Below are 25,200 nucleotides of genomic sequence, written 5' to 3'. Positions count from 1 at the left end.
TGCTGCGAGTCTGCCAGGTGTTGCGTGGCCGACCCCTGATAGGTGGTGCCAAAACCGTCCGGGGCACTGCTGTTTCGGTGCGGTGAATAGTCGCTATTTGCTCCCGGCTGCGCCCCGGCAGGAGTTACTGGATGCACTACGCCTGCCGCAAATTCTTGGGTGTGATCATCAGCAGCATCATGGCGACCAGCGGATGCGCCATAGACTGGTGTTTGCCAATCAGCTGGCACTCCCTGATAGGGGCTAGTCGACGATGGGGGAAGCGGGTTGCCGGCGGTTGTGTCGGCGCGACGCTGCGGATCAGTGGAATGTGAGTTCATGTTTTCGTTCATAACGCTATAGTCTGCTCGCTAAAACTGGGATGTCTGCGCGTATCAGCCTAAAACTAGCCCACAGCACCCTGGAAGTTTCCTGGCAACGCCCAATCCTGCCCACACCACGATGCGCAGCAGCCCAAGGTTTGACGCTGCACTGTAGTCCAAGGTTTGACGCTGCACTGCATCACTGTGTGGGTTGATCAGTGAACCGGCGGCCACCACCATGGTGCCACAGGTTGGCCTGCGCCAACCCGGTGTCCTGGGCACAGACGGTGCAAAAACACCTTTGGTGCTGGGCACGATTGCTTAGCGTATCAGCACCCCAGCCCAGTGATCATGAGCAGCCACACACTGCCTAAGCACCTCCCAGACACGCTGCAGCCCCGGGAGGTGGCAGCAACATTGCACCTACCCGGGGCTACACACTAGCGGCGCCAATACCGGTTTCCCCCTGTGCCGGATACCGCAACACCCCACACAACCCGGTGTGTTGCTGCAGTTAGAGCTACACCAGCAGAAGTGAGGAAAATTATCGTCCGAATTGGGGTCGCACCTGCAGCGGGGTACGCCGCTCACCGCTAGGTTTTGGTGGATCATCCAACTGTTCCAAGGTCGGCGCACCCGGCAGCGTCACCACCATCAACGCGCCACCATCATCAGATTCTTTTGCCACCACGGTTCCCCCATGACGGTCAATCACCTGCCGACAAATCGCCAACCCTAGCCCAGAGCCAGGCATGGAACGGTGCGGCAACGCGCGATAGAACCGTTCAAAGATTTTCTCCCGTTCCTCCACGGGAATACCCGGACCGGAGTCGGCAACCGTAATCTCCATCTGATCCAGGGCAATACGGGTCATCTCAATGCGCACCACCCCTTGAGAGGGTGACCATTTCGCCGCATTATCCATCAGGTTGAGCAATGCCCGACCAAGCCCAAAATCGTCCCCGACTACAAACCACGGCTCAAGACGATGAGTAAATTCCACATCGGACCTTCGACGCCGCACCTTCTCCAGGGCGTTGTCAACCACCTCAGTGACATCGACTGGTTTGTGTTCGAGCTGCTGTTTGCCGTCTTCTCGCGCCAAATCCACGAGGTCGCCAATAAGCTGGGATAGCTCCTCAATTTGCGCCATGAGGTCACGTTCAAGATCAGCCCGGTCTTGCGCCGAAATATCGTTCCCACTATCGCGGGAAACCATCATCAACAGCTCAACATTGGTGCGCAAACTAGTGAGCGGAGTTTTCAACTCGTGACCGGCATCAGCCACCAACTCGGTTTGCCTGCGTCGGGAGGCCGCCAACGCTTCCAGCATGGTGTTAAACGAGCGGGCAAGATCGGCGATCTCATCGTCACCGACCACCTCGATCGGGTTCAGATCATCAGTTTCGGCCACATATTCAAATGCCTGCCGCAACCGGTGAATCGGCCGCAACCCAGCGGTCGCCACCGCCAAACCGGCGGCAATAGCAACCAACATGCCAAGTGAGCCCATGAGCAGCAGCACAATCCCCAATGAATGAATCAACGCATGGGTTTGTTGCATATCTTGGGAAAGGATCACCACCGCGTCAAGATCGTTGCGTTTGGCAAGGATCCGCTCATCGGTATCGGATCGGATCGTCATCTCTTCCGAGCCATGCAGCACTGCTACTTCGTCGAGCAGCGGAAAGGAATCTCCGATAGGGGTCACTGATCCGGGCGGGAAATACGACACCAACAAATCCGGGTTGTAGACCTTAAACTCGGCAATCTGCCGAGCAGGATTGGCAAGAAACGCCGGATTTGCTGCATTGTTCAGCAGACTTGTCGCCTTCTCATCCAGGGACCGATCCACCGCTTGCGCCAGCGAATTGGTGACATTGAAATATGCCACCACCGTAATGAGCAGCACACTTAACGCCACCATCGAGGCGGTGACATTAATCAGCCGCCACCGCAATGTGGTTCGCCGGGAATTCGCGCTCACAAATTGATCAAGGCGCTGCTGCTCCGTTGACTCGGCAGGTGCAGGTGCTGCTTTCGGGTTGCGCGCCTGCCCTGGTTGGCGCAGCATCACGGGGCAGTCTCACGGAGCACATATCCAACACCGCGGACGGTGTGAATCAGCCGGGATTCGCCATCTTGTTCTGTCTTGCGACGCAGATAGCCGATATAGACTTCCAAAGCGTTACCGGAAGTTGGGAAGTCATAGCCCCACACCTCCTCCAAAATGGCGGTCCTCGACAGGACGCGCCGCGGATTCGACATCAACAGTTCCAGCAGCGCAAACTCGGTGCGGGTCAGCGAGATATTCCGTTCCCCGCGATACACGTCACGCGTGTCAGGGTTCAGACGCAAATCTTGGAACACTAATTCTTGCGCCACCCCGGAGCTCATAGCTTCTGCCGCTGCCCGCCGCAGCAGTGAACGAACCCGGGCAAGCAACTCTTCCAGGGCGAAGGGTTTCGGCAGATAATCATCGGCGCCGGCATCTAAACCGGCAACTCGCTCGGACACACTATCCCGGGCGGTCAAAATAAGAATCGGCCGATCATCACCGGTAGAACGCAGCTTTCGGCATACTTCTAGGCCGTCTACCTTCGGCATCATTACGTCAAGAATCACCAGATCGGGTTGTTCCCGTTCGATGGTTTCTAAAGCAGCCTGCCCATCTTCGGCGAGGCTGACCTCGTAGCCGTTAAACGACAGTGAACGACGCAGCGATTCACGCACCGCCTGTTCATCGTCGACAACAAGAATCTTCATCACTGTTCTATTCCTACCTTGGGTGTAAGGGTCATATCGCTATCGACCAGCCGCAGTCACAAAAGAAAACCCTCCTCTGCGCCTGAAAGTCGGCCGCGATAGCTTGCTGTCACAACAGTACAACGCCCAAGTTGCCCACATTGTCCCCTTGAACCAATTCAGGGGAAAAACCTCACCGGGTATCTATGCTGCATTGAGGACATTTTCAGCAACAATGCTTCCGGTGCACAACGTTCGTACCCTGCGGATAGCCAGACAGCAGTTTGACGCACTGGGTTTTCAAAAGCCACCGGCTTCCTTTACTGGCGCAATTGCCCGTGTAGGCAATCATGAAAGCGAAAAAACCGCAGTCCGCCTGTGGATCCAGCATGGTGGATTTCGGCGATACTGCGGCGCTGAGGCGATAGGCAAACTTCCCTATCAACGGAAAACGACCGCAAGCAAATAGGGGCTACCAACAGGTAGTTCCCGCTAGCGGTCGTTTACCAGTAATTAAGCGTTAGAACTGCTCAACTTCTACGAGACCCATCTGTGCAGCCTTGACCAGGCGGCGAGGGATCCGGTGAGCAACACCGTCGATGGTGACTTCCTGCAGGGCGACATTGTCAGCCTTCCACTGGGAGCGACGGTGGTGGGTATTGGCACGCGACATACGACGCTTTGGAACTGCCATGATTGTCTCCTTGGACTTGTGGTGTCACCACAACTGTGGTGAACAAACGATTCGACGAACGGGGAGTTATTAGGCGTCGGCCTTCTTCGCGCGACGAGCGCGGTTGCCGTAACGACGCTGGAACTTCTCGACGCGACCGGCAGTGTCCATAACGCGCTGTGCGCCAGTCCAGAACGGGTGCGATTCGCTGGTAACGTCCACGACGATCAGCGGGTATTCGTTACCGTCTTCCCACTCCACGGTGCGCTGGGAGGTCGCGGTGGAACGGGTGAGGAATTGGTGGCCCGTGCCCGCGTCCTGGAAGACTACCGGGTGGTAGTCAGGGTGGATATCCTTCTTCATCTTCATCCCTTACATCAGGTGCTTTGTGTGTTGTACGGCGTGCTAGCGCGCTGCCGGACTCCTCGGCTAAAACAATCCCAGCATGCTGACTAGTCTTGCGGTGTTCAGTGCTCGCCAGTCACGAAAAATCCACCCCACCAAGCACCCGGCTTCTGTGGAGCAGAATTCTTCACGTCTAGGAACTGTTCACCGCGGGGTAGCTAACCCAGCAGCTAGAAGAGTCCGCATAACGCTCAAATCCACTCTTTCAAGCAGTTTGCGGCGTTATGTTCGAGGATCCATCTTCAAACGCGAGGCCCGCCAAACGTTTTCTAAATGCTCGCATTTAGATCAGGGTGGGCGCGGCCACACCATTGCATCGCTGAATCCTACAGCGGAAACATCCGAATCCGTTAATCAACCTGCTGACTTCACGCTGCCGCGAGCAGTGTAGTCCTGGCGGCTTCGTGGGCACAGCAAAGTGACCTCACGGTTTAGACCAAACAAGCCTAGAACTTCGCAGCGAAAATTGCAAAGTTCGGCCACTATATTCCCCACTAGCCACAAAAGTATTCAACTTTCACTGATTCACCTGCGGATCTCTCCCCCCCCCAGGAGTCCCGCATCAAACCATCGAACTCGTGCCTGCGGTAATCCTCCACCAGAATTACCTGTTGTTCCACTGAAGAGCCTGTCATCGCCTGCGCACTGCAGTCCCGTAGAGCATACCGGGCACATCCACCACAATCAGGCAGCGACACGACACAACTTGCCACACTCCAGCACGCCCGCACAGCGCAGCACACAGTGCGGGAGAGACCTTAACTATCCCAATCTATTCCTGCACCTGTGGTGACACTTTCACATCCACATGGCTCTCTCAAATCCACATGGCTCTCTACCGTTTGCTAAAAGACTGCCGATAAGTCCTGTTTCGCCAACCATCGGCAAAGGGTTCCCTCATCTATTAACCCCGTCGGTTATCTATTAACCCCGTCGGTTATTTGTTGCTCCCCTTGCCCAGTGGCGAGCGCTTGGTGGCAAGCGATCCTTACTGGTTTTCGCACACCCACACAACAACCAACCTGCACTGCAAGCACAACAACAAAACTGTGACGATCAGCCGATACTGCAGACCCCTGTCAGCATGAGCCAAGGAACCCCTGCCGGCATGAGTACTGTTCGCACCCATGCAGCAGTTGCTAACTTTTTGCCCGCTGGTTGCTTCGCCTAACGCGGGACGCGGCACGCGTGCGTGATTGCAGTATGATCTGCGAGATACGAAGAAACCTCGCCGGTATTGCATGGGCAAATGATGATTCTTTGCGAAAGCAGCAAGCCGTACTTGTGTGACGCTCGGGTGCCCAACACTCACCCCAAGATTAGGCAAACCAGGAATTCCACGGTATGCTAGCCCCTTGCTGTTGTCGAAAGCATTCGTTATCGCCCACCAACATGCAATCACTACTGTCTGAACAGTACGTTTTCTTCCAAGTTTTCACGCCCGTCAAGCGTGAACCCTGCTGCAAGTCACCACTGGCCGTCAACCAGTGCGCAGTACGGAAAAGAAAATGCCACGGTATGCCCGAGGGGGATGTCACCCCCTCGTTTCGCTGTGTTGATTGTGCACTTTGACTGGGCGGCTAGGAGAAAGAAAACCTATGTCGGCTATTTGCCAGGTCACGGGACGCAAGCCGGGTTTCGGCAAGTCCGTCTCGCACTCGCACCGGCGCACCAACCGTCGTTGGAATCCCAACGTACAGCGCCGCAAGTTCTACCTGCCCTCTGAGGGCCGGACTGTCACGTTGAACGTGTCTACCAAGGGTCTGAAGGTCATCGACCGCGACGGCATCGAGTCCGTTGTTGCTCAGATCCGCGCACGTGGAGAGAAGGTGTAACACATGGCTCGTAACGATATTCGCCCAATCATCAAGCTGAAGTCTACGGCTGGCACCGGTTACACCTACGTCACCCGCAAGAATAAGCGCAATAATCCTGATCGCATCACGCTGAAGAAGTACGATCCGGTAGTCCGCAAGCACGTCGAATTCCGCGAGGAGCGTTAATTCATGGCCAAGAAGTCGAAGATCGCCAAGAACGAGAAGCGCAAGGAAATCGTCGCTCGCTACGCTGAACGCCGCAATGAGCTGAAGGCAATCATCAAGAATCCGGCAACCTCTGACGAGGATCGTCTGGATGCACAGTATGAGCTGAACCGTCAGCCACGCGACGCCTCCCCGGTTCGTGTCCGCAACCGCGACTCCCACGATGGTCGTCCGCGCGGTTACCTCCGCAAGTTCGGCCTGTCCCGTGTTCGTGTTCGTGAGATGGCTCACCGTGGCGAACTGCCCGGTGTCCGTAAGTCCAGCTGGTAAGCGAGGAGTACCCAAATGAAGCGCACCCCTAATCGTAAGGCGCGGATGGAGCAGTCCCGCCGACCAAAGAAAAACCCATTGAAGGCAAAGGGTATTGAAAAGGTGGACTACAAGGACACCGAAACTCTTCGCCTGTTCATCTCTGACCGTCACAAGATCCGCTCTCGTCGGGTCACCGGTCTGACCCCGCAGCAGCAGCGCGAGGTCGCCACCGCGGTGAAGAACGCCCGCGAGATGGCACTCCTGCCGTTCACCAGCCGCTAAATCACTGTTCTTCACCTCCTCCTAGTTCCCCACTTTCCGTGAGGAACTAAGAGGGGTGAGGCAGAAGGTTTTCGCCGGTTCGGCATTAACGTGCTATCGACGCACAAGGTGCGCCGCAGGCGCACAACACAGCATAACCACCACCCGGTGTTTTCCCGGTTGTCATTGCGACAGCAAGGAAGATCACCGGGTGGTGGTTTTTTATCCGCTCACCTGCAGGCGGCGGTAGCCAGGGGTGGCCGCTATGGGTAGGTTCTCCTACCGCACGCAGTTACACTAGATGCCGATACCATTTGCTTCTCGGCGCGCGGGTCAGACGTCCTCGCGAAGAGGTTCGCATAGCAACAACAGTACTGAAGATGGTTTTTCCCAAGCAGCCACCTGCAAGCCAACTGGGTGCACGACCGTTGCACTTATGGTGTGCACACCCCACCGCTGAGCAAGTGGTTGTATCCCTGCCTCATCATTGGAAGAAACATGTCATGCTACATGACTCATTAGAGCAATTACGGTTGCAAGCACATGACGCAACCACCCCTGGCATGCTCCACGAGATCGCCACAGAGTCGCTGCTTCTGCTGCGCCGCGCCATCGCACATGATGAACCAGCTGTTCCGCTTGCCAGTTGGCTCGCAGAGGTGGTCACTGGCCTAGTGCACTCCCCTGCCGCCCAGGCAAGCTACACCGGCGAGGGGCAATGCCAGCGGATTGTCACCGGATTGTTCGGGCAGGGGCTGGGAATACCCACCGCTGAGATCTGTTGGCTGAATGTCGCCGATACGGTTCCCGCGGCCGAAGCAGCCGATCATCTGCTAGCAGATACGTTCCGGGAGGCGGGTTTTGCGGTGCATTCTCCTTCTTCTGCGACAACAATCGGCACCCGGGAAACGTGGCAGAGTCGGCTTGCCCAGGCGGTAGCTGACAAACACATTGATCAGCTGTGCATGATGCTTGACGCAGGATCGTGGATGACCCCTGCCGTGCTGGCTGCCTTACACGATAGGGCACTGCTGCAAGCTGCAGTGCTTCGTTCTCGGCCGCCACAGCTGAAAGCCCACCATCTGCTGCCGGCGAGTGATTCCATTGTCGATGTGCGCGGACATCTCATCACTCCACTGAGTGACCTAGCCCGCTATATTGCTGCTGCCGCCGGATCCCCGACCACCCGGCACAGTGAACGTATTGACGCCGGGGTGCAGGCTGGCGTGATTACTGCCGCCACAGCTGAAAGCCTGCAGCAGTGTACTGTTGCCGGTTTGCAGTTGGTGTTTTCCCGGTTTGCGGAAGGGGTGGCAGATCTCCCCGAACCGTATGCAATGGTCCCGCAGCTGGAACGATCCATGTATGGGGCAAGCTGCCGAAATTTAAGCACCATCATTGCTGCGGTACTCACCAGCACACCATCGACACCATCCATCGAAACCAGTAGCTAGCTGTGTGAAGATATCCCCCACCACGGCAAGCCACCCGCGCGCCTTGATCCACTGGCTGCGACGGACTGCAGGACTGCGTTGCTGATGCGGACTTGCACCCGCCTGCCAGGTAGAATCAACGACACAACGGCGAGCCGCCGGCCGGTTTTGTTAGCACTACAGCGGCTTGCCGGATATCACCCACCAGCACCGGTGATGACAAAGCCCTCGGCGGTGGATTACCTCAGGCGGTTGCGACCATCTCACAGCAGAAAGAACACTATGGCAGGAGCGGTAGGACGCCCACGCAAACAAAGCCCTCGCCGGCGCGGTGACACCGCCCGCGAGGAGATTCTTGATGCTGCCGCTGAGCTGTTTACTGTTCGAGGATTTGCTACCACTTCCACGCATCAAATCGCCGAGGCAGTAGGGATCCGACAGGCCAGTCTCTACTATCATTTCCCGTCGAAAACAGAAATCTATGTGACACTGCTGTCATCGATGATCGATCCTGCGCAGCGACTTGCTCAAGCATTATTCACGCTCGAGGCCTCCGCACCGCTGCGGTTATGGGCGCTGGTTGCCGCCGAATCACGGCTTTTGTATTCGACCCGGTGGAATGTTGGTCGACTCTTTCAGCTTCCTGTCGCACACAGCGAGGAGCTGCAACCATATATGGATGCACGCGCCCAGCTGCAAGCCTCATTTCGTCAGCTTGCGGCGATGATTGTCGGCGACGGTGATCCACGGCTGGATTTGCCATTTTATTTGGCACAGTCCGTCACTGAGATGCGCCCGAACAATGGGATAGCCCCCTATCAAGGTGACGGCATTCCCGAAGTGGCTGTGGTCGTGGCTGACGCCGCGCTGCGGACACTCGATGCAGAATTACCGAAGGATCGGGTCAGTCGCACCTTGGCGATGCTTGCGGAAGTAGCAAACTCCTTAGCGTAAAACCCTGCCATCTTCGATGCCGTGCACCTTAAGTGTGTGCGGCAACCATTGCACAACACTCGGCTTACTTCAAGCAGGCGCTGCTTCTTTTTTTGCTTGCCTGCCACCTAATTCCCCACCGACCCACTTTTGCACGGGCGGGCTTGGGTATCACCACAGAATAAGCACAGATGCATCTTCAATCGGCCGGACCCCACAGGGGACATCACGCGATTTATGGTTGCTGATAGGGATGCTGTCTGGCTGTTGGATGGCTGTGGTGGAGGCGATCAGCTAACCCAGCATGGTGTTAGCGGTGTGCGCGGGCAACTAGTCGATGAGCTTGCGCAATCAGCGGCGCGTCCACCATATCTCCATCAAGACGGAATGCTCCGGGATGATGTTGCGACTCTGCTACCACTCGGCGCGCCCAGTCCAGCTGCGCGGGATGTGGCTGATACGCCCGGCGCACTACTGGCACCTGGGCTGGATGAATCACACAGGTGGCATAAAACCCACTCCGGGCAGCGTCGGCGGCTTCCTCAAAATTGCCCTGCTCGTCACGGAAGTCTGCTTTCACCGCGTCAATAGAAGCTTTGCCGTGTGCTGCGGCGGCAAGATGCATGTGTGCCCGGGCGTGGGCTATCACCGCCCGATATGGACCTGGTCGGTCATGTTCCCAGCCTTCATCGCGCAACAACCGGGAGGTGGTGCCGCCCAAAAATTGGATGAGATCCTCGGCACCTAAATAGAGCGCCACCACATTAGGCAGCGCCGCAATCGTGGCGGCATGCAGTACTGCCTGCGGGGTTTCAATAAGAGCAATGACCTGATAGTCGTCAAGTACTGCTGGAATATGATCAATGACTTTCGGGACAATCACATAGCGATAATTCGTCTGTTTCAGTGCCGCCACATCACCGGCAAACCCAGGATGATCGGGGCCGACCACCCGCACAATGGTGGTTGCCGGATCCAAATCGGTGTCGATCAGCAGCTGCCGGGCAGCGTCCCGATCTAGATCGCCGGCGCCGTCCTCAAGGTCGATGATGACAGTATCGGCACGCTCAACCGCTTTCGGGATGCGTTCCGGTCTGTTGATAGGGGCAAATAGCCAGGCGGGTCCCGGTGGGAGCTGTGGCAGAGGCGAAACAGTCATAGAGCCCAAGTCTAGTGCGAATAGGCAGTCAAAAGCAGCAAACCAGCAAACTGGGCGATCAAAGACTGCACGCTGTGCAAGGACTGGTTGCACATGAAGAGACCAAAATATCACCACCGTGGACTGCTTCGGTCTGCGTTTGTGCAAGGCATATCCGCTTTGGGCGTGTGCTACTTGCATACCGGAAGCAACACCATGTGTTGCCCGATGCTGCCAACTACTGCAGGTTTGGTGCGACCTGGGGCAGTGTGGGCTGTCTAATTGGCAGGAAAACCCCCATGGCGACTGTGAAGTATCGCCGTGACATACCTGACGAGCAACCACCTGCCCCTTGGTGGACCTAGCAAGAGGCACGGGTGTGCACAGCTGCCGCAACCAGCCTTTTTGAGTTCCCGCATGTATTGCAACCAGCCTTTTCGTTCCGGTGTGGCCATACCCAGCCCGCATACTTATCGCATGCTTGCAAAAACCAAAACACCGGCGGCAGTGATGGATTGTTTTCACTGCCGCCGATGTTTTCAGTCGTCGCCCAGCCGCGTCGCAGGTACACGACCCGCTTTGGCTGTGCTGGGTGGATTAGTGGAAGAAATGGCGGGTGCCGGTGAAATACATGGTGACACCAGCCTGTTTCGCTGCTTCAACGACTTCTTCGTCGCGGATCGATCCACCTGGCTGTACAACAGCTGTCACCCCAGCTTCGGCGAGCACTTCGAAGCCATCAGCAAATGGGAAGAACGCATCAGAGGCGGCCACGGCACCGGCGGCACGTTCGGCACCTGCCCGGGTCACTGCCAGACGAGCCGAATCAACCCGGTTGACCTGTCCCATCCCTACCCCGACCGTAGCTTCATCTTTCGCCAGCAGGATTGCGTTCGATTTCACTGCACGCACCGCCCGCCAGGCAAACTTCAGATTTGCCAGCGTCGCCCCATCCGCAGGATTGCCGGCCACCAGTTCCCAGTCGGCAGGATCATCACCTTCGGCGTCGATGGCGTCTTCATCCATCACCAGCATCCCACCGGAGACATGTTTATAGTCATAGCCGTGTTCCGCAGGAGGGGTGGCCTGCAGAATACGGATATTCTTTTTCGCGGTGAGAATCGTCAACGCTTCTTCGCTGAAGCTTGGGGCAATAATCACCTCAGTGAAGATCTCCGCAACCTGGGTGGCCATCTCCGCGGTGACTTCCCGGTTTGCCGCAATCACCCCACCGAATGCGCTCACCGGATCGCAGGCATGTGCCTTTGCATGTGCTGCAGCAATGGATTCATCGGCTACAGCAATACCGCAAGGATTGGCGTGTTTAATCACCGCTACACACGGCTTGTCATGATCCCAACAGGAACGCCACGCCGCGTCGGCATCAACATAGTTGTTGTACGACATCGCTTTGCCGTGCAGCTGGGATGCCCCAGCTACCCCGCCGCCGGCCGGATCAGCATACAGTGCTGCCCGCTGATGCGGGTTCTCCCCGTAGCGAAGGTCATGAATCTTGTTCCGGCTAGCACCTAGCCACTGCGGCAGCACCATGGTGTCATCGTCGGTTTGTTCCACAAACCAGCTGGCAACAGCCACATCATAGGCGGCAGTGTGTTGGAATGCTTTCGCCGCAAGTTTGCGCCGTTCCGCCAGGGAGAAGCCGCCGTTAGCTACCGCAGTTAACACCTGCTCGTATTGGCCAGGCTCCACAACCACAGCCACCGAGGGATGGTTTTTCGCAGCCGCCCGAACCATCGACGGTCCACCGATGTCGATCTGCTCCACGCAGTCGTCCACATCCGCACCAGAAGCCACCGTTTCAGCAAACGGATACAGGTTGACGACGACAAGCTGGAATGCGGCAACGTCAAGCTCGGCGAGCTGTTCCACATGGTCAGCGCGGCGGGTGTCAGCCAAAATACCGGCGTGGATCCGCGGATGGAGGGTTTTTACCCGGCCGTCTAAGCATTCAGGGAAATTGGTTACCGATTCCACAGCGGTAACCGGAATCCCGGCTTGGGCAATAGTCGAAGCGGTAGAACCCGTCGACACAATTTCAATGCCAGCGTCCGCGAGACCTTGGGCAAATCCCACGAGGCCGGTTTTGTCGTACACGCTCACCAGCGCGCGGGAGATGGGCTTGAGTTCATCACTCATAGTGGTTTTAGTACCTCACAGTTGACGTTGAGCAGCAACGTTGCGAAAAGCAACAGGGACGCAAGAAACGCTAAATGAAGGACAACTGGGCGGCAGACGTTGATTGACATCAACCAGTTGACAGCAGTTGTTCGCTTCCCGGTTGAGTGTAGCGACCAACCAGGAAAAGCGTGGCACTGATCAGTGTGTTTTCCCGCCGAATACAACCGAAATCCCCCACAGGTGAGGGGGACATCCAACACTCCGCTGTACTAGCCCGCGGCGCACCATTGTGCTTACACCAGGTATTGCGCACAGCCACCCTGGCGGATAACCCCCTGGAGATAACAACCCATCCCGCAGAGCAACCAGGCTGCGTTGTCGCTCTTTTCGGCAACGAACTAGTACCACACCTACCCGATTGCCAGTAGCTTACCTGCAGTGCCCTCAGTAATAGGCTGCTGTTTTTTGTTGATGTGCACCAGGGTTGGTTATGGCTACTGCCAGGAGATATCGCCGCTGAGCACTTCTACAATCAGTGCACGCTCTTCGGTTTTGATGCGTTCATGCAAACTGGCTTCGGTGTCCCCGGGAACAATGGGCACGACTCGTTGGGCGATCACCGGACCGGTATCGACGCCTTCATCCACGATGTGCACAGTGCAACCAGTTTCGGTGGCTTGCGCCTCCAGGGCGTCGCGTACGGCGTGGGCGCCGGGAAATTTAGGCAACAGTGCCGGGTGCGTGTTGATAATCGACCGGGGGAACCTGTTGATGACCGCGGACCCAAGGATTTTCATAAACCCTGCAGAGACCACGAGCTGTGGTGAATATGCGGCGATCATATCGGCTAATTGTTCATTCCAACGATCCCGATCCGCGCCAGGGACGAGGGGATGAACCTGTGCCGGAATATTGTGCGCTGCGGCAATGTCAACTGCCGGGCATTGCCGATCACAGACCACTGCAACCACCTGATAGCTGGCGCCCTGCGCATTGATAATGGCTTGCAGCAGGGAGCCGACCCCCGATGCGAGAACAACAATTGGTGTTGGTGTTGATTGTGCTTCCACAAGTGTCATCGTATGCGGTGCACCCACTACAGTGCAGCACCTGGGGTGCGTGCCCAACCCGGGTGACCTGCCGCGTGGCGGCGCTGCCGACACGTTCCACTGGCAGTAGCTCAGCGGAAACAACAGTACCGTGTTGCCAGTTACTGCTGGTGATCTTCCTTCGACGACGCTGCCTGGCTGCTGTCGACGCTGTCGGTTGGGGATGATTGCGGTGGTGTAACTTGTCCTGCTGCGGTGGTGTTTTCCGCAGCATCTTCCAGGATTGCCGGATCGGAGGCTACAACCTGTTCGACGACGGGTGGCAAGGGTGCCGCTGTATCGGTACGAGGTTCAGGTACTAAATCACTACTAGGCGTAGGGGCTGTGTCAAGATCCGATACAGCTTCCATAGCAACAGCGGTGTCCCCCTTGTTCAAGGCCTGCTCATCCTCGGTTTGCTTCGCGTGCATGGCGGGTTCAACAGGGGTATTCACAGTGGAAGCCGCAGCTTCAGATGCAGTGTTCGCACCATCAGCGGGTCGTGCAGGTGTTGCTGCAGCGTCGCTAGCGAGCCTTTTTTCCGTTTCGGCCTGCGTTTCTAGTTTTTCAGCAGCGTCTGAAGCCGCAGCTGACGCCGCAGGGGAATCTGTCGATGCTTCGGTGTCTGTCGGAGGAGTGTCTGCGACCGCAGCAGAATCTGTCGTGGCAGTGTCAGCTACTGCAGCGCTTACCGCACCATCAGTGGGGGTTGTCTCGTCTGCTGCGGGATCGTGAGAAGCCGCAGCGGATGTACCAGGTTCGCTGTCCTCCCGCTCCACCCCCGGAGTGTCCGTGGATTCATCGCTGTCCCCACTGCGCCGGTTGCGCCACCAGGCGGCGACTTTGTACACCAGCCACGCGGCAATACTCACCGCCGCCATCCACAGTGCCGCAAGCCCCATCGAGAGACCTTGCATTGCACCGGCATAGCCGTACACCCCGGCTTCGCCGCCGGCGAAACCGATGAGCACCCCTAATCCGATTGCTGCCAGTGCACTCGCCACGAGCAACACCACAACAGATCCACCGCCGCGGCGCAGATAGCGGGCAATAGCAAAACCCGCTGCCACTGCGGGGAGCACAAGCAGGAATTGGAACCACCAGGGCGCGGTGGCTGGCAGCCCTGCTAACAGCGGCAACGGCGGCAACGGCACCAAGGTCACCGCAAACAGCGAAATCGTCGCGTCACCGAACTCGAGACCGGAGCCAAGCAGCACACTTGCTGTAGCGATAATCGCATTTGGCACATAGAGCAGGGAAAGCAACGCGATGCCGGCTATTGCCCACCGGCTGTGGAATGACCCGCTAAGCTCAACGATCTGCGGTAGATGCCAGACCATCGTGATGCCTAATACGACGGTTGCGGCAATGAGGAGATAACGCAGAAATTCGGCGGCCACCGTGGCGGCTTGTGGAACTGCTTGCGCAATCCCCAACCGGCGACACAATGCCCGCGCCAGACGCGGACTAATACCGCAAACCAACCCCACCAAGTAGACCAAAATGGTCTGCCCCACGGCCGGCACCACTGCTGGTGGGACGACCGGAAACACTGGGGATGCATCCCACACCATAAATGTGGCGATTGCAGTCAGCACCGCTGGTACAGCCGGTGTGCCAACCGCCAGCATGACCAATTCCCCCATCCCAATGCGGTCTTTCGTAACAAGCCGCACCTGGCGGGCGATAAACCACATCAGGATCACCGCTGGCAGCATGGGCAACACCCCTAACGTTGCCCGATCAGAAGAGACCGGCACCAGATGCGCGGCAAGCCACAATTGACCAATGGTTGCCGGCAGTGGCACAAACCCCTGATGCATCACTTGCAGTAAGCCGAACGACACCATCACCACAAGTGTGGCAAGAATCACACTAGGGGCAAGTAACGCTGGAGCTAAACGCCACAATCGGGACGGTAACGTCGCCGCAGCTTCAACCTTCGCTTTACCCCCGCCGGCAGGGGCCTGCCCCCGCTTCGTGGCTGACCGCCGCGCGGACCTTCCAATACGTGCCGGACGGGTCGAATGGCTGGCTCGTGCCTGCGGACTTGTCTTTCTACTCACGACACACCACCTTGCCAGAAACCAGGAAAATCACCACCTTGCCACACCGGCATGCAATCAATTGCAGAGCACACTTCCCACCCCCGTCCCCAAAAGAAAACGGAACCACTGCACCACCCCAAGGGCGAAACCCATGTGACTGATGTGACGGAACAATCCGTTTCAGGTTACTTATATATCCAACTCAGGTTGCAGAAGTTGTTGCACGTGTCCCCACTGCCCGCTAGTCTCATACCTCGTATCATTACGAACTGATTACAGTTTGAGTGCAAAAGTAAATAGGTCAGCAGCACCAGAGGTCATCACCACATGACAGCGAATGCGCCGCGGTACCCAATTGTTCAGCAACCTGTCAGCAATGCTTCACGCCAGCTTGACACACACTGCCCAGTTTGACCGCCTGACCAGCACCACTACATATAACAGTTGGCAACGTTACACATAAGACAACGATTTACAGACGTTTCGAAAGGGTTCTTGCGGACGATGACTGCACATGGACAGCGGGCACGCGGCGGCGCTCACCGTAAGCACACTTCCCCGGTGAAAAACCGGGTCGCACTGGTAGCGATCGCTACCGGTACCGTCACTGGTGCCGGTGCCGGCGGTGCAGCAGTAGCTACTGCACAAAATGCACCCACCCCACCGGCGAACGCCCCGCAGCTGCAGCTGGCCAGCCAAGACGCTGCCTTCGATGCAATCAAGCAGTTCACCGACACCGCTGTCCCCCAGATTCTGGCCATCCCAGAATTCAAACCAGTCGAAGATCTTGCACTGCAACTGCAGAAAGCCGTCGACGCCCACGCTGAGCAGGTCGCCGAAGACCTCCAGGCACGCATGCCTGCCACAGTCCGACCCGCTGAAGGGGTATTCACCTCCGGATTCGGCGCCCGCTGGGGTGCGATGCACAACGGTGTCGATATTGCCAATGCTCTCGGCACCCCAATTGTTGCCGCCGAAGACGGCACCGTCATCGACGCCGGCCCGGCACAAGGCTTCGGCCAGTGGGTGCGAATCCTGCACGAAGACGGCACGGTGACCGTCTACGGCCACATGGAAACCATTGACGTCGCTGTCGGTCAGCACGTGTCCGCCGGCCAAAAAATCGCCGGCATGGGCTCCCGAGGTTTCTCCACTGGTGTGCACCTGCACTTCGAGGTACACCCCGCCCAAGGCGCCCCAATCGATCCGATTCCGTGGCTCGCGGAACGCGGCATCAACCTGTAATACCGCTCCAATCGCGCCACACAGATTCTCACTGACGCGATCCACACCAAGGGATACTTTTAGCGCTATCCCCACCCACGCTTGAAGCAACGCCACAGCAGGCCTTCCAAACCGCCCGCTGTGGCGTTCTCGTTGTACTCACAGCTTTGCTAATCCTCTTGCAAAACCCCAGCAACCCCCCAGGAGGGCACGCAAACACCCCCCTCAGGGCATGCAAGAAAGCTTCACCCGAACACAGTGTCACGCCTCACGACTCCCCAACCATCATGCCCGTGCTCGTCCACCGCAGATAGCAGCCCGAAGCCATATCGGCGCCAGTGAACGATCCATCATCACCCCAGCCCTGATGCCGTCACCGGTGTCCCCACACCGGTGACGGCATATTCGATGCGAAACAGCTGCCGCCGTCTGGTCAAGGTTAATTGAGGGAAATTACAGCTTCTCTAAGAAATCCATGCCCGGCATCAACACAATTTTTTGCTTATTGCCGTTGCCGAAGTCAATCTGTGCCGCTTTCAAAGCACCAATCTGTTCCACCTCAACAACCTTGCCAAGCCCGTGTTTTTGATGATTGACCATATCGCCCACAGTCAACACCAACGCCGGCCCTTTCTGTGCCTGCGGGATTGTTGAACTATTCCGTGACCTGCCACTGCCATAGCCATCGGAACCCAGCCCTGTTCCTGCACTACCACGCGATTGACCACCATAAAAACCTGCTGACCGATCACTCCAGGCACCCCCAAAACCACGCACCGGACCGGTTCGCCGCCAGTTAATAAGCTCCTCTGGAATATCTTGCAAGAAACGCGAAGGCGGATTATGTGTTGGGGCACCCCACGAACTTCGCGCCGCCGCACGGGTGAGATACAACTGCTGTTTCGCCCGAGTAATCGCCACATAGGCGAGACGTCGTTCCTCTGCAAGCTCCACCGGGTCCCCAAGGGAACGGCTATGCGGGAATTGGCCATCTTCCCAGCCGACCACAAACACCACCGGAAACTCCAACCCTTTAGCAGTGTGCAACGTCATCAACGTCACTTGGCCTTCTGCCGAATCAGGAATCTGATCAGCATCAGCAACCAAGGAAATCCGTTCCAAAAATGCTTGCAGTGAGCCAGGCTCTGGTGTCCCAATATCGAGTCCTGCCACCGGATCTGCCCCGCCGAGTTCTGACCCGATCACAGCAGCATCGCCAACACTTTGGTGTGGCTGCATGCCGTCTGCCACAGAATCATCATCGGCAAGATCGGGCGCGAAAACATCAGCTGCTGCAGCGTCATCTACTGCGGGATTTGCTGCATCCATATCTTCATAGGCTTGCAACAGTGCCTGCTCGGTAGTGAACTCTCGTGCCACAGACACCAGCTCGTTGAGGTTTTCCAACCGGGTCTGATTCTGCGGATCATTCGACTTCGCCAATTCCGCACGATACCCACTTTGTTCACAGCACGCCTCAATCAGCCCGCCAAGATCCTGGTAACCGGTCACATCGTCAGTTGCTGTCGCAGCAAACTCCCGCAGTTCATCGAGCAAAGACACAAACTTCCACACAGCTTTGACCGCCCGAGTCCCCAGCAGCTCAATGCCGCCGTCGGCTGCCGTCCGTAACGCCTGCCCAAAACTCAGCTGGTGACTTGCCGCATAGGCTGCAATCGCCTCTTGCGCTTTATCCCCGATCCCCCGCCGAGGAGTGTTAATGATCCGCTGCAAACTCACCGTATCATCCGGATTTAACACAGCTTTCAAATAGGCAATAATGTCCCGGATTTCTTTGCGTTCATAAAACCGTGTTCCCCCCACCACCGTGTAGGGAATCCCGCTGCGAATAAAGATCTCTTCTAACGCACGGGAATTATTATTCGTCCGATACATCACCGCAACATCGCCGTAGCGGCCACCCCGATCGACAAGTTTGTCGATCTCCCCGGCCACGAAACGTGCCTCGTCATGCTCATTGTCGGCAACCCAGCCGACAATCCGCTCGCCTTGGCCAAGAGCGGTCCACAATTTTTTGTCCCGCCGACCAGGATTCTGGGCAATCACAGCATTCGCGGCATCCAAAATGGTTTGCGTAGAGCGATAATTCTGTTCCAAGACAATCGTCGTCGCATGCGGATAATCCTGCTCAAACTCTTCAATATTGCGAATCGTCGCACCACGAAACGCATAAATCGACTGATCGGCGTCGCCGACCACACACAGCTCACTCGGCAGAATACCCGCCGAAGATTCATCACCGACCAATGCCGCAACAAGCTGATATTGGGCATGGTTCGTGTCTTGGTATTCGTCAATTAACACATGGCGGAATCGGCGCCTGTAATATTCCGCAACTTCCGGATGATCCCGAAAAATGGTGTACACACACATGATGAGATCATCAAAGTCGACAGCATTAGCCGCCCGAAGCTGCTGCTGAAAATCCGCATACAATTCTGCGGCGACCTGCTCTGTCGCATTGCTGCCTTGGGCACTGGCCGCAACAGCTGCACCCTCCGGGGTGATGAGCTCATTTTTCCAGTTACTGATAATGCTCAACAGGGCTCGCGGCGTGTGCGCTTTCAGATCGACCCCGCGATCTTTCGCGATCATAGTCACCAGCCGCTTCGAATCATCAGTGTCATAGATCGTGAAGTTCGAGTTCAACCCGGGAACCAGCGACGCATGCTGCCGCAAAATCCGTACACAGGTCGAGTGAAACGTCATTACCCACATCTGCTGGGCGGCAGGGCCAATCAATTCTTCGACGCGTTCCCGCATCTCGGCGGCGGCTTTATTGGTGAAGGTGATCGCTAAAATTTCCCACGGTGCCACACCGCGTGCCTGCAGCAGATATGCAATCCGCCGGGTAAGCACAGCAGTTTTCCCGGAACCGGCGCCAGCCACAATCAGCAGTGGTGCCCCGATGTGGGTGACAGCAGCCTGCTGCTGCGGATTGAGATGGTCAAGTAACTGGGCAGGATCAGCTCCTGTCGTCTGGGTGGTTCCAGCAAACGGCGACTGTGACCGTGACGGCTCAGCATTGTCGCGGCGTCGGCGGGCAAATGGGGAAGGTGCGCAATTGTAATCAGCCATGATGGCTATCCACTCTAGTTCACGCTGTGCACCTCCTGCCCCTTACCGCCCCGCACATCGATCGAACAACAACGGCTGTATTGCACCCCACCAGCAGCGGTGAACTATCGCGTGCTATGCACAGCAGCATTGCCTCATTGCCGACTTCCATCACCAATGAGCGGCTCTTCCCACAATGCCGGGCGAAAGGCTTACCCATAAGCGGCCGAAAGTGGCACAATACTGGCTATGAGCCAGCAGGAAGAACAGCTAGAAATTCGTATGCCCACCGGCACCGATGATCCCTTGTCCGATCAGGAAATCCGCCGCTACCGGGAGGAAATCGACCGGCTCGACAACATCATCATCGAAGCCGTACAGCGCCGCAGTAAGGTGTCCCAAGCTATCGGCAAAACCCGCATGGGCTCTGGTGGCACCCGGCTGGTGCACAACCGGGAATTAGCAGTGATCAACCAATACCGGGCTGCCCTGGGCGACGAAGGGCCAGCACTCGCTGGGATCTTATTGCGTCTAGGACGGGGCAAGCTGTAGCAGTCGAGGAACACGGTTGGCGCGGCTTCGCGCCAGTTTGCCCACACTTGCGGCGGTTTTCACTAGCGTTGTGCAATATCGCCGCAGCACCGCTGGTTACTGGCCGGTTTCCTCAACCACTATCGCCGGATCGAGGCTCGTTAACGTTTCGAAACTGATCGCATCACGCCACGTGGTAAAGCCTGCCGAAGGTTGCGTGTGCTGGGTTTTCGCTAACTGTGCCACCCGCTCGATACGGATAAACTCTGCTAATACATGTTCGACGAGTTCTCCTGGCGTGGTGCCGTGCCGTTGCGCGCTCTCTTCCAGCTGTGTCGCCAACTCGGCAGGGATCTTCCAATCGTGAAGCGGTGATGCGGTCATACTTCGCATTGTTGCATATCAGCACCGCTGTTGGCGGGCGGAATATGCGCCACGTTGCTTCCCGCGGCAAGATCAGCACACCCCCGTTGACCTCACCACAGCGTTTGTACTGCAGCGTCATGCCCTGATGCCCCGCAGCAAAGTGGGCACAAGGGCAAAACTGCCAGCAAACGTCGCCACATCAGCAGGTGCAGGCACGGTGAATCACCACCGTGCCCTGTCCAGAGTTTCGTCGAACCCATATCCGGCCAGCAACGCAGCGGTGCAGCTGTGCACCTCGTGTGCAGCTGGAGGCAACCTCCATATACGTCTAACGGGGACTGTGGATACACCTTCCAAAGCTTCCCTTCGTCAGGGAAAATCAATTCGCCAGAACACGCTGCGCCAACAATGGTGGTGGATTGGCACTTGCAGATTTGAGAAGTGCCAACCGGACTTCGCCCCGTGTCCGTTGGCTACCTTCCCCCCTCCTGCTTGGGGCGGATACGGCACCGCCTAGAGCGGCAACGAGATGAACTTAGTCTCAAGGAATTCATCAATACCTTCCAAACCGCCTTCCCGGCCAAGCCCGGATTCTTTCACCCCACCAAACGGGGCGGCAGGATCAGACAGTGCCCCTTTGTTCACTGCGACCATTCCTGCCGCAACCTTTTCAGCAGCCCACAATGCCCGCTCGAGATTTTCACTAAACACGTAGGCAGCCAACCCAAACTGGGTGTCATTAGCCATAGCAATGGCCTGCTCATCATCACTGAAGGTGTAGATCGCCACGACCGGTCCGAAAATTTCTTCCTGCGCAATGTCGGCGTGATCACCAATATTGCTCAACACTGTCGGCGGATAATATGGCCCAAGCTGGGCAAGATCGCCAAGCTGCTGTGGGTCGCCGCCACAATGCACCTTCGCCCCGTGTGCTTTCGCATCCTTTACGAGACGAGTAACAGTTTCCAGCTGGTCATCGCCGCTCAGCGGGCCGACATCGGTATCCGGTTCCGTACCCCGGCCAACGGTCATCGCCTCCATCACCGCCGTGATTTTGGCAGCGAATTCCTCCGCCACTGATTCGTGCACAATAAACCGGTTCGCAGCAATACACACCTGTCCGGCACCCCGCATCTTCGCCACTTTCGCGGCCTCAACTGCAGTGTCCAGATCAGCGTCGGCAAACACCACAAAGGGGGCGTTACCGCCAAGTTCCAACGAGGTGGCGATCGTGTGGTTCGCGGCTTTCGCAGCAAGCATCTGACCGACTGCGGTGGAACCGGTAAAAGTAAACTTGCGCAGCCGCGCATCGTCGAGCAGCGAGGACACTTGATCAGCATGATCAGTTGGCAAGACTGCCAACACCCCGTCGGGCAGCCCCGCCTGCCGCATCAGCTTTGCTAAATACAGCATTGTCAGCGGAGTTTTCGACGCGGGCTTAATCAACATGGTGCAGCCAGCAGCCAGTGCCGGGGCGAGTTTTCGTGCCCCCATGGCCAGTGGGAAATTCCAGGGCGTGATCGCCAAAGTCGGACCGACTGGCGCCCGAGTGACCACAATGCGCGCATTCCCCGCCGGATTATGGCGATAATCGCCGGTGATACGGGTGGCTTCCCCGGCAAACCAGCGGAAAAACTCAGCGGCATAGCGAACTTCCGCGACGGAATCTTTCAACGCCCGACCCAATTCGAGCGATTGCAACACTGCTAATTCGTCAAGATGCTCATGTAAGAGTCGGTAGGCGGCAAGCAAAATATCTGCCCGCTCCTGGGCAGGTGTGGCAGCCCACTGGTCTTGCACTTGCACCGCCACGTCGAGGGCAGAGCGGGCGTCCGCGAGACTTGCCGCCGCAACCTGCGCCACTGTTGACCGATCAGACGGGTTGGTGACCGCAAATGTGGTGCCGGTGCTGGAATCAACGAATGCACCATTGATAAAAAGCCCCGTTGGGGTTTCTTGCAGCAGCGCTGCCACTGCATCGTCGTCAAAATTGGGCAAAGCTTGTTCAGTCATAACTTCCACTATGCCTGAGGATGCGGTGTTCGTGCAGCGGGCAGTTGAATGTGAGATTTCTTGCATCAGCCTCCTATTCGTGCAGCCGAACACGTTTCCCGGCGGGCACCGAGCAACACGACAGGCTAGATTGAATACAGTGGTTTGACCGGATGCATGCTGCCTCCCCAACATCCATACTGGAAGTCATGGGATTTACACAGCATCGGCTGCTCCCCTGTGCCACGGAAGGCTCCTTCCACGGTTTAAGGTTGTCGTGCAGCATGTGTCAGCCACTGATTCCCTACGCGCGCGGCGTTGTCCAACTTCACAACAGCGACTCACCGCGTTTTCGTTGCACAATTTTTTCTTCAACAACTTCAACCAGGTTCGTCTTGCTGATCCTGATTCCCCCACCGGGCTTGCTGTGCTTTGTGCCCAGTTGGTTTGTATGCGGTGGGGCGCGAACCAAGATCGCTGACGCAACCGTCATTATTGAACTCATTGGTGTTGGTCACCTCAACCGCCTAAGCAACCGACTGCGAAACCTCCGCAATATCTGGTTCCTTGGCGGTGGGGCGGTGACTATGCACACTCTGTAGACAACCTCGTGTCCACTTCAAAGGATTGAAAGACCTCACATGGCTGACGACATCACCACTACTGCTGCTTGGCAAGCGTTGAAAGACCAGCACGGCAAACTCGCTGACACTACTCTGCGGGATTTGTTCGCCGCCGATGAGGGGCGTGCTGAACACTTCACCTATGAGGCAGCCGGACTGACCGTCGACCTGTCGAAGAATCTGCTCGACGCTGACACTGTTGACAAGCTCATCGCGTTGAGTGAGGCTGCTGATCTGCCAGCCCAGCGGGAGGCAATGCTCAGCGGCCGCCACATTAACAACACGGAAGATCGGGCTGTGCTGCACACTGCTCTGCGGCTTCCTGTGGAGCAAGAATTTACCTGCGACGGCCAAGATGTTGCCGCCGATGTGCATGATGTGCTCTCCCGGATGCGGGACTTCTGTCACGCTCTTCGCAGCGGCCAATGGCTGGGGGCAACCGGTCACACTATTAAAACAGTAGTCAATATTGGTATTGGCGGCTCCGATCTCGGACCGGCGATGGCGGTGAAAGCACTGCGCAGCTATGCCACCGCAGGGATCACAGCCAAGTTTGTTTCCAACGTCGATCCTGCCGACATGGTTGCGGCCTTAGACGGCCTCGATCCGGCTTCCACCTTGTTTATTGTTGCATCAAAGACGTTTACCACCCAGGAAACGCTCGCGAATGCGCACGCCGCAAAACGCTGGCTGGTGGATGCCTTCGACGGGGATGAATCGGTAGTTGCCAAGCATTTCGTCGCAGTGAGCACGAACGCGGAAAAGGTTGCCGAGTTCGGTATCGACCCGGAGAACATGTTCGGGTTCTGGGACTGGGTTGGTGGCCGCTACTCGGTGGATTCCGCAATCGGTCTCTCCCTGATGGCAGTGATCGGGCCGATGGACTTTATGCGATTCCTCGACGGTTTCCACGCCATGGACGAACATTTCCGAACCGCCGCCCCGCAGGAAAATATTCCACTCCTCATGGGTCTGCTCGGTGTGTGGTATTCCAACTTCTACGGTGCCGAAACCCACGCTGTGCTGCCATATTCGCAGGATCTTGGCCGGTTCCCGGCGTATCTCCAACAGCTCACCATGGAATCCAACGGCAAACATGTGCGCCACGACGGTACCGCAGTAACCTGCGATTCGGGTGAAATCTATTGGGGTGAACCAGGCACCAACGGACAGCATGCCTTCTTCCAGCTTATGCATCAGGGCACCCGGCTGATTCCAGCGGACTTTATCGGCTTTATTCGTCCCAAGGAAGATCTGCCAACTGCTGACGGCACCGGCAGCATGCACGATCTGCTCATGAGTAACTTCTTTGCACAAACCAAGGTGCTTGCCTTCGGCAAGAATGCGCAAGAGATCGCCGCTGAAGGGGTTCCGGTTGAACTCATCAACCACAAGGTGATGCCAGGTAACCGGCCAACCACCACCATTTTGGCTGATGAACTCACCCCGTTTGTGCTCGGCTCGCTCATCGCCCTCTATGAGCACATCACCTTTGTGCAAGGCGCTATCTGGGGTATCAACTCCTTCGACCAGTGGGGTGTGGAGCTTGGCAAGAAGCAGGCCGGCGACCTGCTGCCGGCAGTGACTGGCGCCCAGGATGTTGCTTCGGGTGATAGCTCTACCGATAATCTCATTCGACTGTATCGTTCCCGCCGCTAAGTTACGCCTCCGCTAGCAGGTGAGAACTACAACCCCGTGGCAGACCTCGTTTCGAGGATGGCCGCGGGGTTGTGGTCGTTGAAGAACCCTTATGAAAATTGTTCAACGCCAAGCAACACAGCGTGCGGCACCATACTCACCATTACCTGCTGCAGCAGGCAGCCGAGGCAGCAGCCGGTGACAATGGTTTCGGCTTTTTCGACCAGTGCACCCGACTGTTGCAGTGCCCCCTGCCCCGGCACCCCAAGCAACAGTTGTTGCCGCTATC

General features: G+C 57.1%; 20 protein-coding genes. 9 read left to right on the top strand and 11 right to left on the bottom strand.

Going from position 1 to position 25,200, the window contains the following annotated elements; translation table 11 throughout:
* Window positions 1-846: 846 nt before the first annotated feature.
* The 4 genes from CCHOA_RS03065 to CCHOA_RS03050 all read right to left on the bottom strand — a co-directional run bounded on the left by CCHOA_RS03065 (window position 847) and on the right by CCHOA_RS03050 (window position 4,083).
* Window positions 847-2,376, bottom strand: a complete 1,530-nt coding sequence (locus tag CCHOA_RS03065) for a HAMP domain-containing sensor histidine kinase (protein WP_123926730.1) — start codon at window positions 2,374-2,376, stop codon at window positions 847-849.
* Window positions 2,376-3,068: a response regulator transcription factor gene (locus tag CCHOA_RS03060; protein WP_123926727.1), complete on the bottom strand. Its 693-nt coding sequence runs from the start codon at window positions 3,066-3,068 to the stop codon at window positions 2,376-2,378. Before CCHOA_RS03060 ends, CCHOA_RS03065 begins: the two co-directional genes overlap by 1 nt.
* Window positions 3,069-3,567: 499 nt before the next feature.
* A complete protein-coding gene (gene rpmF / locus CCHOA_RS03055) occupies window positions 3,568-3,741 on the bottom strand; it encodes a 50S ribosomal protein L32 (protein ID WP_123926724.1) in 174 nt (57 codons plus the stop codon).
* A 69-nt stretch (window positions 3,742-3,810) separates the two neighbouring features.
* On the bottom strand, window positions 3,811-4,083 hold the full coding sequence (locus tag CCHOA_RS03050; RefSeq protein WP_123926721.1) for a type B 50S ribosomal protein L31: 273 nt from the start codon (window positions 4,081-4,083) through the stop codon (window positions 3,811-3,813).
* Between the two features lie 1,640 nt (window positions 4,084-5,723).
* Here CCHOA_RS03050 and rpmB point away from each other — a divergent pair.
* The 6 genes from rpmB to CCHOA_RS03020 all read left to right on the top strand — a co-directional run bounded on the left by rpmB (window position 5,724) and on the right by CCHOA_RS03020 (window position 9,067).
* Window positions 5,724-5,960 carry a 50S ribosomal protein L28 gene (gene rpmB / locus CCHOA_RS03045; protein ID WP_123926718.1) on the top strand — a complete coding sequence of 79 codons (237 nt, stop codon included), beginning with the start codon at window positions 5,724-5,726 and terminating at the stop codon, window positions 5,958-5,960.
* 3 nt (window positions 5,961-5,963) lie between these two features.
* Complete coding sequence (gene rpmG, locus CCHOA_RS03040) at window positions 5,964-6,128, top strand: 50S ribosomal protein L33 (protein ID WP_006063179.1); 165 nt, start codon at window positions 5,964-5,966, stop codon at window positions 6,126-6,128.
* A gap of 3 nt (window positions 6,129-6,131) precedes the next feature.
* Window positions 6,132-6,437 carry a 30S ribosomal protein S14 gene (rpsN, locus tag CCHOA_RS03035; RefSeq protein ID WP_123926715.1) on the top strand — a complete coding sequence of 102 codons (306 nt, stop codon included), beginning with the start codon at window positions 6,132-6,134 and terminating at the stop codon, window positions 6,435-6,437.
* A 15-nt stretch (window positions 6,438-6,452) separates the two neighbouring features.
* The gene (gene rpsR / locus CCHOA_RS03030) at window positions 6,453-6,701 is read left to right on the top strand and encodes a 30S ribosomal protein S18 (RefSeq protein WP_123926713.1); all 249 of its coding nucleotides are present in this window, start codon (window positions 6,453-6,455) and stop codon (window positions 6,699-6,701) included.
* 482 nt (window positions 6,702-7,183) lie between these two features.
* Entirely contained in the window at window positions 7,184-8,134 is a 951-nt protein-coding gene (locus tag CCHOA_RS03025) for a putative nucleotidyltransferase substrate binding domain-containing protein (RefSeq protein WP_164472363.1), read from the top strand.
* Between the two features lie 261 nt (window positions 8,135-8,395).
* Window positions 8,396-9,067 (top strand): TetR/AcrR family transcriptional regulator, encoded by a 672-nt coding sequence (locus CCHOA_RS03020; RefSeq protein WP_123926707.1) that lies wholly within the window; start codon window positions 8,396-8,398, stop codon window positions 9,065-9,067.
* A gap of 289 nt (window positions 9,068-9,356) precedes the next feature.
* Here CCHOA_RS03020 and CCHOA_RS03015 read toward each other — a convergent pair whose 3' ends face one another.
* From CCHOA_RS03015 to CCHOA_RS03000, 4 genes are all read right to left on the bottom strand, one after another.
* A complete protein-coding gene (locus tag CCHOA_RS03015; protein ID WP_123926704.1) occupies window positions 9,357-10,205 on the bottom strand; it encodes an HpcH/HpaI aldolase/citrate lyase family protein in 849 nt (282 codons plus the stop codon).
* A gap of 576 nt (window positions 10,206-10,781) precedes the next feature.
* Window positions 10,782-12,341, bottom strand: coding sequence for a bifunctional phosphoribosylaminoimidazolecarboxamide formyltransferase/IMP cyclohydrolase (gene purH / locus CCHOA_RS03010; RefSeq protein ID WP_123926701.1), 1,560 nt, complete (start codon window positions 12,339-12,341; stop codon window positions 10,782-10,784).
* A 476-nt stretch (window positions 12,342-12,817) separates the two neighbouring features.
* Window positions 12,818-13,402, bottom strand: coding sequence for a phosphoribosylglycinamide formyltransferase (purN, locus tag CCHOA_RS03005; RefSeq protein ID WP_123926697.1), 585 nt, complete (start codon window positions 13,400-13,402; stop codon window positions 12,818-12,820).
* 131 nt (window positions 13,403-13,533) lie between these two features.
* The gene (locus CCHOA_RS03000; RefSeq protein WP_123926694.1) at window positions 13,534-15,477 is read right to left on the bottom strand and encodes a cell division protein PerM; all 1,944 of its coding nucleotides are present in this window, start codon (window positions 15,475-15,477) and stop codon (window positions 13,534-13,536) included.
* A 486-nt stretch (window positions 15,478-15,963) separates the two neighbouring features.
* Here CCHOA_RS03000 and CCHOA_RS02995 point away from each other — a divergent pair, with 486 nt between their 5' ends.
* Window positions 15,964-16,704 carry a M23 family metallopeptidase gene (locus tag CCHOA_RS02995; protein WP_123926691.1) on the top strand — a complete coding sequence of 247 codons (741 nt, stop codon included), beginning with the start codon at window positions 15,964-15,966 and terminating at the stop codon, window positions 16,702-16,704.
* Between the two features lie 432 nt (window positions 16,705-17,136).
* Here CCHOA_RS02995 and CCHOA_RS02990 read toward each other — a convergent pair whose 3' ends face one another.
* Window positions 17,137-19,782 carry a UvrD-helicase domain-containing protein gene (locus tag CCHOA_RS02990; RefSeq protein WP_123926688.1) on the bottom strand — a complete coding sequence of 882 codons (2,646 nt, stop codon included), beginning with the start codon at window positions 19,780-19,782 and terminating at the stop codon, window positions 17,137-17,139.
* A 228-nt stretch (window positions 19,783-20,010) separates the two neighbouring features.
* Between CCHOA_RS02990 and CCHOA_RS02985 the strand changes: the two genes are divergently transcribed.
* A complete protein-coding gene (locus tag CCHOA_RS02985; protein WP_123926685.1) occupies window positions 20,011-20,313 on the top strand; it encodes a chorismate mutase in 303 nt (100 codons plus the stop codon).
* A gap of 96 nt (window positions 20,314-20,409) precedes the next feature.
* Here the strand turns inward: CCHOA_RS02985 and CCHOA_RS02980 are convergent, their stop codons facing one another.
* Window positions 20,410-20,676: a hypothetical protein gene (locus CCHOA_RS02980; protein ID WP_123926682.1), complete on the bottom strand. Its 267-nt coding sequence runs from the start codon at window positions 20,674-20,676 to the stop codon at window positions 20,410-20,412.
* 495 nt (window positions 20,677-21,171) lie between these two features.
* The gene (locus tag CCHOA_RS02975; RefSeq protein ID WP_123926679.1) at window positions 21,172-22,671 is read right to left on the bottom strand and encodes an NAD-dependent succinate-semialdehyde dehydrogenase; all 1,500 of its coding nucleotides are present in this window, start codon (window positions 22,669-22,671) and stop codon (window positions 21,172-21,174) included.
* A 620-nt stretch (window positions 22,672-23,291) separates the two neighbouring features.
* Between CCHOA_RS02975 and pgi the strand changes: the two genes are divergently transcribed.
* The gene (pgi, locus tag CCHOA_RS02970; RefSeq protein ID WP_123926676.1) at window positions 23,292-24,932 is read left to right on the top strand and encodes a glucose-6-phosphate isomerase; all 1,641 of its coding nucleotides are present in this window, start codon (window positions 23,292-23,294) and stop codon (window positions 24,930-24,932) included.
* Window positions 24,933-25,200 lie beyond the last annotated feature (268 nt).

It is taken from the genome of Corynebacterium choanae (assembly GCF_003813965.1).
Classification (GTDB): domain Bacteria; phylum Actinomycetota; class Actinomycetes; order Mycobacteriales; family Mycobacteriaceae; genus Corynebacterium; species Corynebacterium choanae.
The sequence above is the reverse complement of the archived record's forward strand: the minus strand, read 5'-3'. Positions and strand labels throughout refer to the sequence as shown.